We start from the raw sequence: 15522 nt of genomic DNA, 5'->3' as shown, positions 1-15522 counted from the left end.
AGCGAAATTGGATACGGCAGTAGTAATAGAAGGTAATCTAATTAAGGTAACCGTAACCAGGCAAGGTGTGAATTGACTTGGTTACACAGGTTAGCGATGATACGCAGGTCAAACTTTAAAATAACAGCCGCAAAGTTGATTGATGCGGCTGCTATGAGTGTTATTTTTTTCCTCCGGCTATCACATAAGTATTAATCATTTCAATCTTACCATTACTAAGGTGATGTAGCTCGGTAACCTTAACATTTCTCAGGTTTGTTTTGCCTGAAAGCTCAGTGTCGTGGTAAAATATGTACCATTTATTATTGAATTTAACAATGGAGTGATGTGTTGTCCATCCTTGCACAGGTTGCATAAAGTGCCCGGCGTATACAAAAGGCCCAATGGGGTTGGAACCAATTGCATAGGCAAGAAAATGCGTGTCCCCGGTAGAATAGGTAAGATAATATTTACCCATATATTTATGCATCCATGAGCCTTCAAAAAAGCGGCGATCGTGGTCACCACCTAATAACTGATGTCCGGCGCTATCAATAATCAGCGCATTTTGCACTTTACCGTCAAATTCCGTCATATTTTTATTCAATTTAGCTACCCTGCAACTTATTGCTGGTGCCTTGTCATTATGAAGATCTGTTTTTGAACCGTTAGGTTCATATTTTCCGGTTTGCCACCGCTGGAGCTGGCCACCCCAGATACCTCCAAAATACATGTAGGCTTTACCGTCATCATCAACAAATACAGCAGGATCAATACTGTAGCTTCCGGTAATAGGGTGTGGATTGGCTTTGAACGGCCCTGCAGGATTATTGGATGTTGCGCATCCTATTTGAAAAATACCATCCTTGTTTTTTGCGGGAAAATACAGATAGTATTTTCCATTCTTATAGGCAGCATCTGGGGCCCATAACTGTTTGCCAACCCATGGAATGTTTTTCATATCCAGGGCGACGCCGTGGTCTGTAACTTTTCCGCCTATCCGGTCAAGTGAAAATATGTGGTAATCGCGCATTGCAAAATGGTCGCCGTTATCGTTTTCGGGTACACCTGCATCGATGTCATGAGAAGGGTAAATGTAAATCTTCCCATTGAACACATGAGCAGAGGGGTCTGCTGTATAAATATTTTTAATAAGCGAGGGATTAAGATATTTGACTTTATTGATTTTTTGCGCAATTAAGGGATTGAATAGAAGGGTTGACACAGCGGTCAGCATAATCATCTTTAAAAACGTCTTCTTCATATTGTCGATTTATTTAATTTTTAATCTTTAATTATATCCTAATATCCGCAGGTCGTTTCTTACCCTGAATTTTAGAACAATTTTCTGGAGCGTATACTGCCCCGGCTGCAGTTAATTTTTTTGCTGTAGGGCGAATATAATCCGGTTAAACATCCTACGCACGCACATTTGTATGTATATATACATCATATGTTCAACATATCCGCCAATACGGTTTACCTGACTTTTTTATACAGCGATAAAATTATTATTGGATGAAACTGACAAAGTCCTGATCTTATCACACAAATTTTGAAGGTATTGCAGGCGTTTAGATATAATAATGATGGGTTATCATATCTGGCTATCGGTTAATTAAAATCGATGGGTTTATTCAGATGTTATATGAATATACACAAATGTTGTGTTTTGAGCTTCCCTACCTTTTTATATTTGTTAATTGCCTTGTTAGTATTATTATAAGCTGTACGGCTGGTTTAAATTTTTGGTATTTTACTATAGCTCAAATTTATTATTGCGCTGCGTTTATGATATCCGATATTAAGGGGCTGAAAAAGATTCGTTTCCAATTTTATAATCAATTATCATGATATCGCGATTTGCAAAAATGATCATGTTTTTTGCTACAGGTATTTGTGGCTTAATAATATCATGTAAGCCCCATTCCCCGATGAAAATGGCAGACTTGCTGCAGCAGCTTAAAAAGCGAAATTATAACCCTCAAAATGTTTTTAGTTCTGATGCCCGGCTTGCCGCCTGTGATTCACTGTTAAAGATTGATTCGCCAAACTATGATGTTCAATTGTTGTCAAAAAAAGCCTTGTTTGAATTACAGGAAGGTCATGAACAAGAGGCTATTGATATATATTCAAAAATTTCAAAGTTGCCCCGTTATATGAACCCTGTAAATATAATGCCTGATCAGGCTGTGGCCTATATGCGTTTGGGTGAGCGTGCCAATTGCATGCTTGGCCATAACGGATCATCATGCATATTTCCTATTAAGGGAGCAGGCATACATCAAGCTCAAACAGGATCGCAGCAAGCAATTGAAACACTGGGAAATATCTTGAGAAGTAATGCTCACGATGCCCAGTCCCGATGGCTGTTAAACATAGCTTATATGACATTAGGCCGTTATCCAGCGCAAGTTCCTGCCCAATATTTGATCCCCAATTTAAATGCCGGCGATGGGCCTTATAAAGTGAAGCCATTTACAGATGTAGCAGCAAATGTTGGTATTAACCTGAATAGCAGAGCGGGCGGTTCCATAGCCGATGATTTTGACGGCGATGGTTATATAGATATTATCACCACCGGGATGGATCTTCAGGATCATATGCATTATTTTCATAACAACGCAGACGGTACTTTTAGCGATCGCACTACTCAAAGTGGCTTACAAGATGTGGTCGGTGGCCTTAATATTGAACAAACCGATTATAATAACGATGGCCATCCTGATGTTTTTATAATGCGGGGAGGCTGGCTTAAGGACGGTTTTGGTAACCAGCCAAGCTCATTACTTAAAAATAACGGCCATGGTGGGTTTACCGACGTCACCATCGCGGCCGGTATTAATTTTATGCATCCTACGCAAACCGCCGTATGGAACGATTTTAATAATGATGGCTGGCTTGATGTTTTTATCGGGATGGAAAGCCATGGCGAGACCGATCCTAAGAATAATCATCCATCGGCACTTTATATAAATAACCATGATGGTACTTTTAAAGAAATGGCTCAAAAAGCGCACTGCCGGATAAACGATTTTGTAAAGGGTGTAACATCTGCTGATTACAATAACGATGGCTGGCCAGACATTTTTGTTTCTACCATGAGTGGAAGAAAATATTTGTTAAAAAATAAATGTAAGGCAGGGAAGAATGTAGATTTTGAAGATGTTACCGAAAAAGCGGGCATTAATATTACCCAAAATACATTTACTACCTGGTTTTATGATTACAATAATGATGGGTGGCCTGATATTTTGGTTGGTAGCTATAATTTTACCACAACTCTGGGTTATTATGCCGCGTTGGAGGCTTTGGGTACACCTGTGGCAGACAATGGCAATATTTTTCTTTTTAAAAACAACCGCGATGGTACGTTTACAAATGTAACCCATGAGGTAGGGCTGAACAAGGTAGTGTTTAGCATGGGAGGTAATTTTGGTGATATTGATAATGATGGCTATCCCGATATTTATTTTGGTACCGGCAATCCGGATTTTGGGTCGCTTATACCGAATAAGCTTTTCCGGAATATAGGTGGCAAAAAGTTTGCCGATGTAACCAGTTCCTCTCGTACTGGCAATTTGCAAAAAGGCCATGGCGTATCATTTGCCGATTTTAGGAATAACGGGCTGCAGGATATTTTCATTGAAATGGGCGGGGCTTATATAGGTGACGCCTACAAAAGTGCATTATACCTTAATCCCGGTCAAAATAATAATAATTGGATAGGGTTGAAGCTGATTGGTAAAAAGTCAAATAGGTGTGCTATCGGATCACGAATCAAGGTCACTTTTACAGAGAATGGTTTACAAAGAAGTGTGTTTAAGGATGTAAATTCCGGTGGAAGCTTTGGTTCATCTCCACTCCGGCAGGAAATAGGGATAGGGCAGGCCAGTATCATAGATGAAATCGAAATCCGGTGGGCAGGCAGTGGCACTGTGCAGCATCTTCAAAAGATAATGCCCAACCAGTTCCTGGAAATAATAGAAGATGGCAAGGTAACACCATTTAATTTGAAGACGCTTAAATTTAATACGAGTGAGCCAGCAATGTCGATGAAGATGGCTGATATGTAAAAAGCGAGGATGTTAAGTATGTATATAGAAAAATGCAAATCTAAATTCCCATACCGGATATCATGGCCGATGATTTAGATTTGCACCGATAAAATCCTTTGTTAAAAACAGCCAATCGAGCACTATCTAACAACAACAAGATTTAATTAAAATTTGACAAGCCTGGTTACTCCTGAATTATTTTTTATTGATACCTGAGCTATTTTATCATTTATGAGAATAAATCTGGATGATTGGGAAAGAAACGAACTGCCATAGTAAAATTCTTGTTTGGTATGACTGCCATTTTTATATGTAATGACAGCGCTCTGATCTGTATCATCTATTTTAAACATAGATATTTTAGCATTTAATTGAAGGATTTTGAGAGGCCCTAAGTGCTCGCTTGCCGCCATGAGATAACTGTTGTTTGCCCCCCTTAATTTTACAAGTGCCTTTCCATCGCCAGGTAAATAGATCCCGCTGTGTGCAATTGATAAAGGGGCAAACTCACCTTTGCCGTTACCTTTTAGCAATAAACCATTTAAGGCGTCATATCTGCCGATGGAAACATCTGTACTAAAATCATTCCCATTAATCAATAAATCGAGATTGCCGTCCGCATCAAAATCATCGGCCACCATGCCATTTAATGCTGAAACCTGTGCCTCAAGAGGTAGAGGAACTGCTGTGAATTTACCGTTGCCATCGTTTTTAAAATAGCATGACCTTAACTCTGTAGCCTTAAGCCGCAACGCATTTTCCATTTGGTCGGCGCTTAACACATCTTGCATGGTTGCCTCAGCATATGAATGATAATTGGTGAATTTTGCACGTAAGGTAATCATCTGCTTAACAGCATCGTCCCTTACATTCGCAGGGTATTCCCGTTTAACGTCATCCTTGCCTGAAAGGAATAATGATGGAAATGCGTCAAACCGGTTCCTTTTGTCGAAGTCACCTGCTGTAATAAAGGCCGGAAATTCGGCGCTGACCTGATAAAGGGTATTCAAGCCTACATTTCCAACTATGTAATCCATTTTACCTGTATGCCTGAAATCACCTGCAATTATCGAGGTCCACCATCCGGTTTTATCGCCAACGCCACTTTTTGCTGTAACGTTTACATATTTTCCGCCTAAGTTTTTCAAGAAAGTTATTGGCATCCATTCTCCTGCCAATATCAGATCTGTTTTGCCATCATTGTCGAAATCACTGAAAATAGCATCGCATATCAAGCCGATCTTTTTCAGATCAGGAGCAACTTCATTGGTCACATCTGTGAATCTCACCTTCCCGTTTTTTGTATCGTTTCTTAAAATATAGCTATTTACCGGTTCCGGGTATCTCCATGGCTCCACTCGCCCCGAAATAAAAAGATCTAATTTGCCGTCGTTGTTATAATCAAAAGCCCTTACACATAGCTTACTTTTAAAACACATGGGTAAGGCATCCTTTGCAAGCGTAAAATGGCCTTTGCCATCATTAATATATAAGCGGTCCTGATATGCCGGATCATTTGCCGGAGTTTTATAACCACTGCCAGTGATTAATACATCAGGAAATTTATCACTGTTTGAATCAAAAATGAGAATTCCTCCATCAAGATAGGGGTGATCGTATTTCTTTTCTTCTAAAAGGCCCCGCTGTATGAATGTGCCGTTCTTTTGTTGAAAAAAGATCTGTGCTGGCTCGGTTAAATTTCCACCGACAACGATGTCATCTAAGCCATCGCCGTTAATATCGCCGACGGATAGCGCAGGATTGTATTCCGAAAGCTTATGCGGCAAAAGCTTTTGAATGTTAAAGTCTGTATAATCCGTGTCGCGATGAATGTATTTAACCGCGCTTTTGCCTGTGATATTTGTAAATAGCGGAGTTTTTGCTTGTATAGGATTTGCCCACGTATAGGTTTGATGAGCGTTATTAACGTTTGCCGATAGAGTTTGATCTGCATCTACATTTAAAAATGTTTGCCTGTATTCGTTCGGCCACTTAATAACCACCGAGTCTATGATTTTGCATTCACCTAACCCGAAATGTGCAATAGGTTGAATGCTGGTAAGATAGCCCCTGTAAGGGTTGTTTTCGTAAACCTGATGTAAGCCATGCTGGTAATATATATCAACAAAAGCTCCGATTCCCTCGCGGTTCTGATTGGGTCCTTCAAACTTTATGTTGAGATAATGATGCACATATTTTTTATCCTCATCGGTTGTGTTTTTATAAATTAGAGCTTCGTCATTGATATTATTAATGACGAGATCCATTGCGCCGTCATTATTTAGATCGACATATACGGCACCATTAGAAAAGGAGGGAATACCCAAGCCCCAATCTATGCTCACATCCTTAAATTGCAAACCGCCATGGTTGCGAAATGCGTAATTGTGAATTTTGACTGACGGTATCTGTTTAAGAACCTCTTTTTTGGGCGCAACTAAAAATGCATTGGACCTATAAGTGATAAAATCATGATCTGTAACGTCGCGGGGATAACCGTTCGTAACTATAATATCGCGGTAACCGTCGTTGTCAAAATCCGTTACCATTGGTGTCCAGCTCCAGTCTGTTTGTGCCATACCACTTAAAAAGCCGATTTCGCTAAAGGCAGGATGCCCCAGCTGGTTATTTTCTTCGACAGACGGCCCTTGATTTAGCTGAAGTGTATTTCGAACATATTGATATTGGTAACCATAGTGGTCGAAGTTTTGAATAGTGGTGTAGCTGCTTGGGCCCGACATCATTTTTTTTCGGAAATTATCAGCAGGATTCATATCCAGTTCAACTATATCGGCCAGCCCATCGTTGTTGATGTCTTCAATATCCTGACCCATAGCATTGAAAGAGGTATGCTTAAAATACACCTTTGACTTGTCAGTAAAAGTGCCGTCATGATTGTTGATATACAATATATTATTCGACAGAAAATCGTTTGTAACATATATGTCTTTCCAGCCATCGAGGTTAATGTCAGCAATAGTTGCTGCATGTCCGTATCCCTCTATTTTAATTCCGGCGGCTAATGATACATCTTTAAATACCGGATGTTTAAGTTTCGGGTCCCAGTCGTTCCGATATAATCGTCCCGTGCTTCTGCCGGTGCCAGTGATATTAATAGGCCTGAATTGATTGGGAAACTCCGCAGGGTTCGGCTCATTAACAGTCAGGTACATATCGAGGTCGCCGTCATTATCGTAATCGAAAAAGCTAGACATTGTAGAAAATAACTGACTATTAAGGCCGTATTCCTTCGCTTCTTCTTTAAATACAGGTACGCCGTTTGTGTTAATGCCTTGGTTTATATACAATAAATTTTGCCTCTTTTGCGGCTCATTTGCAAAAGAGTTGCAAACATATATGTCGGGCAAGCCATCATTATTGATATCAATTACTGCAACACCGCGGCCCCAACGGGCTTTACCATCTACTCCTGCCTTGGCGGTAACATCCTCAAACCTAAAATTGCCTTTGTTAAGATATAGCTTATTAGTTACCATGTTGCCTACAAAATAAATATCCGGTAAACCATCATTATTGAAATCACCTATGCCAACGCCTCCGCCATTATATACAGTTGCGTTATCGATAGGATTAATCGAATCGTTTTCTGTAATCAGGTTATTAAACATAATGCCGGAAACAGAAGATGGTATTTGTTCAAATAGCGTATGTTTTTTACAGGAAGAAATTAGCAGAGCCACAGTAAAACCAATAAGAAGCCTTTTCATAATTAACAATTAATATAAGAAAAAGCAGGCGACCCATAAGCCGCCTGCTTTAAAAATTGGTTTAATAAATTAATAGCCTGGATTTTGGTGCCCTGAAACAAGGGGGTTATTATCCAACTCGGCTTGAGGTATAGGTAATAACTCATCTCTGTTAGCATGGAATGAAGCAATGGGCTCGGTAGTGAAATATCCTTTTTTGCGCCATCTTAAAATGTCGATGTTACGCACTTCTTCATCGCCTAATTCCACCATTCTTTCGTGCATGATAGCCTTAACCACATCGCTTTTGGACGCAACCGGAAATTGAGCTGTTGGATAAGGAGGCATGGCAACATCCGGCCTTGCACGCACCATATTAAGGTATGCTACAGCTCCGGCTATGTCGCCCGTTTCATTAGCACACTCGGCAAGATTAAGTAAAACTTCCGAATAACGTATAATACGTTGGTTGTTACCACCGGGGTGGAAGCTTGCAGTACTTGCGCTTTCCTGGTATATGATCATAAATTTACGCCAGCTAATCTTTTTGGTAACGCCGTTCAACACTGATGAATTACCGTTTTGGTCGGCATCAGTTAAAGTGCTTTGGCCATTATTATAAAGGTCGCCGGTCTGATAAACGCTATATGAAAAACGAGGGTCTGTTTTTACCGCACCAGTAGCTGTGTTTTCAAATTCATTCAAATATTTGTTTGAAGGAATAAGGTTTCTCCATGCAACAGGGCAGTACTCCTGATTTCTAACTGTTGATTGCTCTTCAGTTGCGCTTTCGCCACCCCAATTGTAACCATTGGTTCCTTTATCCACAAATACAACTTCAAAAATTGATTCATTGTTAAATTCGGTGGCTAACTCAAAATTATCAAGATAACGGGCAGTTAACGAATAACCATCGGCTCCGCTGGTCGGTATCTTAAGAAATGCAGCTTTGGCATCAGCATAATTACCTTGTTGCATTAACACCCTGCCCAGCATCGCATAGGCGGCAGATGCCGTGGCCCGTCCCTTGTCGGTGGCTGATTTTCCGGGCAGTACTGCTGCGGCATCTTTAAGATCCTGAACTATCTGCGCATAAACAGCGGCAACATCGGCGCGTGGTTTAAAATCGGTAGGACTTTTGGGAACTGATGTTACCAGTGGAACACCGCCCCACATGCTAACCAGGTCGAAATAAGCCCAGGCACGAAGAAATTTTGCCTCGCCCACCGATTTTTTCGCGTCGGCTACGTCATCTGTAACATTTGGCGCATTATCTGTTACAACATTTGCACGGAAAATTACCGTATACCAGCCACTCCATACAGAATTCATCACAGAGTTTGTAGGATCGTCGGTATTGTTGAGCAATTGGAGCCTTGGAGCTTCCAATTGTCCGCCGCCTGGCGCTACTTCGTCGCTCCTTGTATCATGCAGATAATACCACTCACGGGATACGAGGTTGTTTTGGTGCATAACCGCATAAATGGCGTTAACTCCCGACTTTAATTGCGCAGCCGTTTTATAATAGTTTGCCGTAGTAAGGTTATTGGGGTCAGATGTATTTAACGCTGTTTTTTTACAGGACAAAACAATGGCCGTTATCGTTAGTAAGATAATGGTTGACAATAAATAAATTTTTTTACGTTTCATAATATACCAATTTTATGATTATTAAAATGTTGCCTGTAAACCTACCTGGAACACCCTTGGCGAAGGATATTGACCATAGTCTATACCATTTGTAAGCGTTCCGTTTTTGGAGCCAACCTCAGGATCAAGCCCGGTGTACTTTGTAATTGTGAACAGGTTTGTTGATGATAAATAGATCCTCACTTTGCTTACTAAATTGTTAGTAGCCTCTTTAAGCCACGGTGCTGGCAAATTGTAACCTAACTGGAGGTTTTTCAAGCGAAGGTATGAACCGCTTTCTACCCAGCGGGATGATGGCCTTACATTCGAGTTAGGGTCTCCTGAAATAGCCCTCGGAACATTGGTATTGGTATTGGTGGGAGTCCAGGCTTTTAGCACATTAACATCTGAGTTAAATAGCCTCGACATACCTTCTGCGATGATTTTTTCGGCATTGAATATTTTATTGCCATATACTCCCTGGAAAAACAAGGCAAGGTCAAAATTCTTGTAACTGGCGGAGTAATTTAATGAATAGGTAAATTTAGGGAGATAACTGCCCAGGTTAACCCTGTCGTTAGCGTCAATTACACCGTCGTGATTAACATCCTTAAATTTTAGATCACCTGGTGCCGCACCTGTTTGAGTTGCATGACCGCTTACATCAGATGCATTTTGGAATATACCTTCTACCACATAGCCGTAGAAATACTGGATAGACTGTCCAACCGAAGTGTTCGTGAGCGGGCCGCCACCACCAAAATCAGCATCGCCGCCCGCGGTTATTGTACCATTTGCAGTTCCTGTTAATGATGTCACCTTATTTCTGTTTAATCCAAATACGGCTGATACATCATACTTAAAGTCGCCGGATGTTTTGTGGTAACCTGCGGTCAATTCAATACCAGTATTTTGCATATAGCCAACGTTTACCAACGGGGCGCCAACACCTTGGCTTGGCGGTGCCGGTACGGTTAAGATCAGAGCATCGGTTTTTCTTTTATAAATCTCGGCCGATAGCGTAAATGCATTTTGGAATAAGCCCAGATCAAAACCTATGTTTGTTGATTTTGTTATCTCCCAATGAAGGAAATAGTTACTCAACGCACTATAAAAAGATCCGTTACCTGAGTTATTACCTGTTGCCAGGTTGCCAAACGGATATGTTGTACCACCCGCAGAAACATTGGAAACGTAAGGATAATTTCCCAATACAGTTCCGTTTATCCCGGTGACGCCGTAACCGCCTCGTATTTTTAATTCGCTTATTGATTTAAGGCTTTTCATAAAGCTTTCCTGGTCAACTTTCCATCCCACCGAAACTGCAGGGAAGTTTTCATATTTGTGGCCGGGGGCCCAAACCGACAAACCATCGCGGCGTATTGAACCGGAAATTAAGTATTTCCCCTCAAAGTCATATCCCACCCTGCCTACTAATGAATGCAGAACGTTAGTACTATAAGTGTAATTGGTAGTTGTATTTGTAGCGTTGTTTAATGTGCGTACAATGTTGTTGTTTTGATTGCCAAAAGAGTTTTGACTGTCGCTGCGATTGGTTTGCACTTCATAAACTGCCACAGCCGAAACGTGATGTTTGCTGGCGAAGGTATGATCAAAAGTTAATTGTTGTGTGTACAATGTAGTTGTACCGGTCCCGGTATTTTCGGTTATCGAGGCAAGCGGGCTGCTTGATGTACCGCCATCGTTATATATTGGGGTATATTGCTCTTGCCTGTTTGTCCCGTAATCAATGCCGTAGGTAGAATTGAATTTCAGCCATGGGGTAAACTTTACCGTTAAATAAGCGTTACCACGAATTCCGACACCATAATTACGGTTTTCGTTAATCAATGCCTGTTCTATCGGATTTACCGGGTCGGCGCCGTCAAAACTGCTTTGAGGACCAAAAAAACCGCCGGCATTATTTGGATTGTAAATAGGTAAGTATGGTTGCATCCTTATCACATTGGTAATGGGCGTTCTATTGCCTGGGGGAATCCCAAAGCGTTGCCGGGTTACCGAGGCATTGAATGTTTCGCCGATTGTAATAAACTTGCTCAGATTGTGATCAGAATTTATTCGGTAGCTTTTACGACTGAAATTAGTTCCAACGGTAATACCATCCTGATCAAAGTAACTGGCAGATGTAAATATGCGTGAATTCTCATTCCCGCCGCTTAATGAAACAGCATGCTGCTGAACAATTCCTTTTTTGAAATAGGCATCCTGCCAGTCTGTATTAGTTTGGGCGAAGGTCTGCGAAGAACCCGCATAAATGGGCTGATTAAAGTTTGCCGGTTGTAATCGTGGAGGTACGCCAATACCGGCGGCTCCGTTTAAAGCCCTTTCGTATTGTACATATTGGCTTGTATTAAGAAGGTCATACTTTTTGGTAACTTCCTGAAATCCCGCGTATGAATCGAAGCTTAACACCACTTTGCCACTGGAGCCCTTTTTGGTTGTGATGATGATAACGCCGTTAGTTGCTCGTGAACCGTAAATCGCCGCAGCGCTCGCGTCCTTAAGTACATCAACTGATTGTATGTCTCTTGGATCAAGACTACCGATAGAACCGGGAAAACCATCAATAATATACAATGGATCTGATCCGTAACCTACAGAACTTACACCTCGTATTTGTACAATTGGTGCGGTGCCCGGCGAACCATTATTGGTTACCGTTAAACCTGCCACCCGGCCTTGTAAAGCCTGATCGACACCGCCGACAGGTAAAGCTGATATTGTTTTGCCACTTACAGACGAAACCGCTCCCGTTACGTTGGCACGCTTTTGTGTTCCATAACCAACAACAACAACTTCGTTTAATGATTTAGAATCACTACTTAGCGATACATTAACCACCAATTTGTCTGAAACGGAAACTTCCTTTGACGCATAACCTATAAAACTGAAAACGAGTACCGCCTGGTCGTTAGGTACTTCAATTCGGTACGCGCCATTAACGTCGGTTCCGACCACCGTGGTAGTGCCTTTTAATTTAACAGTAACACCCGGTAATCCTAAACCGTTTTCATCGGTTACTTTACCTGTTATAATCTTGCTTATGGCTGGTTTGATTACATCAGAATCTGTATGCCGCAAATGAGCCAGGTTATTAGCCGCAAACGTGGGATATATAATAGTAATACTTATAAATACTATTATAACTGTCATTCGCATGAAAGTGCTTAGTAAATATTTTTTTTTCATATTGTGGTTTATTAATTGAAAACATTGGTTGAGAAATTAGTAAGGTTCAGCACTTATATCAAACAGGTCTTTGCATTTCTAATGATTAGGTGATAAATGAATTAATTCATCTGAAATAATAAACCATACGGTTTGAAGAAGACTTTATTTAATAAAAGAGCGGTTTACTTAATTGGTTGCTTAACCGGTAGCGTATCAGATTCAGATTTATTGGTTATAAAATCCATAATATGGATACCGATGTAGTTTACTGCGGGCCACGAATCTGTGACCGGCGAAACAAGTTCTCTTGATTTATTCTTTCATAATAGGTCTCATAATGAAATTGCAATCGATTGTAGAGCTGGGCCGGTTTGTACTTTTCTGAATACGATTAAATTAAAGTATACAGGATCGATCAAGCCTTTAATAACTTAAATCGAAATCTTAACAGAACTTGCCGGTCGGCTTTATTGGTTTATAATTTAGCAGCAACGTGATTTAGAATTGTAGCAGCTTTGCAAGCGTAAAATTACTTTTGAAGTAGATTCAGGCAGCCAATTTTTTATCATAAAAACACAACATTTGTCATCTTACAGAAACCGCGAGTTCGCAGCGGTTCCCCGAAGGATGAGCAAAAGTGAATCTTATAAATAATAATTATAATGACTAATTACAGGAATTAATACTATCCCATGAAGCAACAGAATTATTTAGCTTTGTTTTAGAAGATGTAATGAGGGGGTATAAAGAATTGATCCCACCAACTATTATCGATATTAAAACCGGAAACGATTTCACTAAAGATTAATAAAGTTCTGTCAAAGATTTTATCACTTTGCAGATTGCCACATATGTTTAAAATGATAAATCCAGATAGTGGATTAAGGAATTATATGAGTAGAAAAATTCCGATTAAACGGTATTTCAATAATGGCTAAAAACGATATTCAGTTGATGAAGATTAGCAACAGTTATTTTAAACTTTTATATCGTATAGCAAAACATATAGTATTACCAATACTAAAAATAGCAAGATTCATAAGTGGATATCGAACCAGCAAAAACGCTATAAGGAATATCATAAATCACTTTGTATAAATGACGGGAAATTTACAAGAACCGTTTAAGCTTCATGCAAGGGTGCCCGGTTAAGGGCACCCTTATCATTTTGTAATTTACTTTTTTGTAGCCTTTAACCGTAGTTCATAGATATACTTACCCGGCTGATTTATTTTAGTATTAAACCTGATATTTAGTTTAACAGGTTGTTTATTCCAGGTGCCATAGGGAATTTGACTCGGAGGATTCCAGTTTTTACTATCTGCAGTATCAATTGAGGCAATGTATTTATCGTATATGCGGTAATAGCAGTTCAACCCGTTGCTTTGTGAATCCCAATAGACGTCGGGAAATCTTGTTTGTGCGTAATCATATAATACCGCAGTATCAGTTACCGTTGTTTTATAAGCAAATGTTGATAGGGTTTTTAAAAAACTGTTACCGCTTGGTCTTCTTTCCAATGCAGCCCCTGGGAAAACCGCACCATTTTTATCCAGAACTTTTAAAACTATTTGATTGGGGCTTGCGGCAACTCTTTTAATATTAAGTGTAATAGTTGTTGACTGCCCTTTGTCTGCATCAATCCATTGATCGTCATAGGGAAATCGTATACCGGTTTCACTATTTGCAGGCAAGGCAATAAAATATGGGGTATTCACATATTCATATTGTACAACAGGATTGAGGATCACCTTGCATACCCCCATATAAGTTTTGGTGCCGTGCGGGTTTTCAATTTTTATATCAATCAGGTATTGACCCGGAGGCACGTTCTCTGTTGCTTGTGTAAACAGGAACTGTCCGCTTTTCTCCAGAACAGAGAATGGAACTTTCTTTTCAAATGCTCTTTTTTTGTTGATCAAATCTAAGGTTGTGTCAGTTATCGGGTTATAAGCTGTTTTCCAGACAGGTACATCGTACTCCTTAAAAAAGGTTTCTTCTCTCGCACCCGTAGTTATATTACGTACGTTTAGTAAAGTGATTTTAAAAGGTGGGGTAGAGTTATCTGGTATTATCCCGTTTGAAATGAGGAATACGCCCTGGTTAACGGTAAGCGGATCAGCAGAATAACGTACATTATCACTTAAAAAACCCGGAATTGTTTTTTTACAGCTTAGTATACTGATCACGGCGAACAATGCTAAGCTTAATAGTTTTATATATTTCTTCATTATATTTAAAAATTATAAGGGAAATTATTGTTTAAATGTCCAGGTATGCTGGTTTGACAATACGTGTATTATACCATTATTGGTTATAATACCGGTTGTTTGGCACAAAACTTTAATATCCAGTTTTTGAGGGTTCCCAGATGGATCCGATGTAGTGCCATTACTATTTACCAGGTCTTTTTCGCCTCTGATCTTTGTTAAATAGATATATTTGGGCTTTGTGGATATAATGCCATCTACCTGATAATCATCAGCATTCTCCTCCAACGAAACCATCAGCTTTATATTCGGGGTACTGGTTTGGTATAGGACCCCGTTTGCACTGAGTTCATCCCTGGAAAGCTTGAGCGGAAAAAAGTAAATACCCATGGAATCTTTAAGCATTTGGGCTGAGTAATACTTAAACAAGGTGTCTATTGTGAAATTTTTCCTTTCATCAATTTTCCTTGCATCATTTTGTTTTGCGGCCAAATAAGAGGCTATGGCATAATCGTCAGGGACAAAGAAAGTCCCTGGCCCATTGATCATATCTTTCATCCCTGCTTTGTCAACGATCAGTAAAGTAGTATCAAACAGGTGCCTGCTATTTGACTTCAGGTAATCATAAGTGCTCATATTTACCTTTGCAACGGAAAGACCCCCATCAATAACAGGGTCTTTTTTGCAGGAACTGATTGCCAGCAACAGCATAAATGCGGCAACAGGTATATATATAATTTTTTTCAT

At 40.1% G+C, this 15522-nt stretch carries 7 protein-coding genes; 1 reads left to right on the top strand and 6 read right to left on the bottom strand.

What is annotated here, in order from left to right; all coding sequences use genetic code 11:
* Positions 1 to 160: 160 nt before the first annotated feature.
* Positions 161 to 1243: a glycoside hydrolase family 43 protein gene (locus tag ACNURT_RS20350; protein ID WP_419699288.1), complete on the bottom strand. Its 1083-nt coding sequence runs from the start codon at positions 1241 to 1243 to the stop codon at positions 161 to 163.
* 586 nt (positions 1244 to 1829) lie between these two features.
* Here ACNURT_RS20350 and ACNURT_RS20345 point away from each other — a divergent pair.
* Complete coding sequence (locus ACNURT_RS20345; protein ID WP_419699287.1) at positions 1830 to 4055, top strand: FG-GAP-like repeat-containing protein; 2226 nt, start codon at positions 1830 to 1832, stop codon at positions 4053 to 4055.
* Between the two features lie 146 nt (positions 4056 to 4201).
* On the opposite strand, the gene ACNURT_RS20340 is transcribed toward ACNURT_RS20345, so the two are convergent.
* The 5 genes from ACNURT_RS20340 to ACNURT_RS20320 all read right to left on the bottom strand — a co-directional run bounded on the left by ACNURT_RS20340 (position 4202) and on the right by ACNURT_RS20320 (position 15522).
* Positions 4202 to 7765, bottom strand: coding sequence for a VCBS repeat-containing protein (locus ACNURT_RS20340; protein WP_419699286.1), 3564 nt, complete (start codon positions 7763 to 7765; stop codon positions 4202 to 4204).
* A 69-nt stretch (positions 7766 to 7834) separates the two neighbouring features.
* Entirely contained in the window at positions 7835 to 9394 is a 1560-nt protein-coding gene (locus ACNURT_RS20335; RefSeq protein ID WP_419699285.1) for a RagB/SusD family nutrient uptake outer membrane protein, read from the bottom strand.
* A 21-nt stretch (positions 9395 to 9415) separates the two neighbouring features.
* The gene (locus tag ACNURT_RS20330) at positions 9416 to 12583 is read right to left on the bottom strand and encodes a SusC/RagA family TonB-linked outer membrane protein (protein ID WP_419699284.1); all 3168 of its coding nucleotides are present in this window, start codon (positions 12581 to 12583) and stop codon (positions 9416 to 9418) included.
* Positions 12584 to 13740: 1157 nt separating this feature from the next.
* On the bottom strand, positions 13741 to 14796 hold the full coding sequence (locus ACNURT_RS20325) for a DUF5007 domain-containing protein (RefSeq protein WP_419699283.1): 1056 nt from the start codon (positions 14794 to 14796) through the stop codon (positions 13741 to 13743).
* Between the two features lie 24 nt (positions 14797 to 14820).
* Positions 14821 to 15522, bottom strand: coding sequence for a hypothetical protein (locus ACNURT_RS20320; RefSeq protein WP_419699282.1), 702 nt, complete (start codon positions 15520 to 15522; stop codon positions 14821 to 14823).

This window comes from Mucilaginibacter sp. NFX135 (assembly GCF_048565145.1).
Lineage (GTDB): Bacteria > Bacteroidota > Bacteroidia > Sphingobacteriales > Sphingobacteriaceae > Mucilaginibacter.
Note: the sequence above shows the minus strand (reverse complement) of the source record. Positions and strands in the feature narration are given on the sequence as shown.

Coding starts and splice junctions, on each gene's coding strand:
- ACNURT_RS20350 (WP_419699288.1), bottom strand. CDS start 1,243: ATGAAGAAGACGTTTTTAAAGATGATTATGCTGACCGCTGTGTCAACC.
- ACNURT_RS20345 (WP_419699287.1), top strand. CDS start 1,830: ATGATATCGCGATTTGCAAAAATGATCATGTTTTTTGCTACAGGTATT.
- ACNURT_RS20340 (WP_419699286.1), bottom strand. CDS start 7,765: ATGAAAAGGCTTCTTATTGGTTTTACTGTGGCTCTGCTAATTTCTTCC.
- ACNURT_RS20335 (WP_419699285.1), bottom strand. CDS start 9,394: ATGAAACGTAAAAAAATTTATTTATTGTCAACCATTATCTTACTAACG.
- ACNURT_RS20330 (WP_419699284.1), bottom strand. CDS start 12,583: ATGAAAAAAAAATATTTACTAAGCACTTTCATGCGAATGACAGTTATA.
- ACNURT_RS20325 (WP_419699283.1), bottom strand. CDS start 14,796: ATGAAGAAATATATAAAACTATTAAGCTTAGCATTGTTCGCCGTGATC.
- ACNURT_RS20320 (WP_419699282.1), bottom strand. CDS start 15,522: ATGAAAAAAATTATATATATACCTGTTGCCGCATTTATGCTGTTGCTG.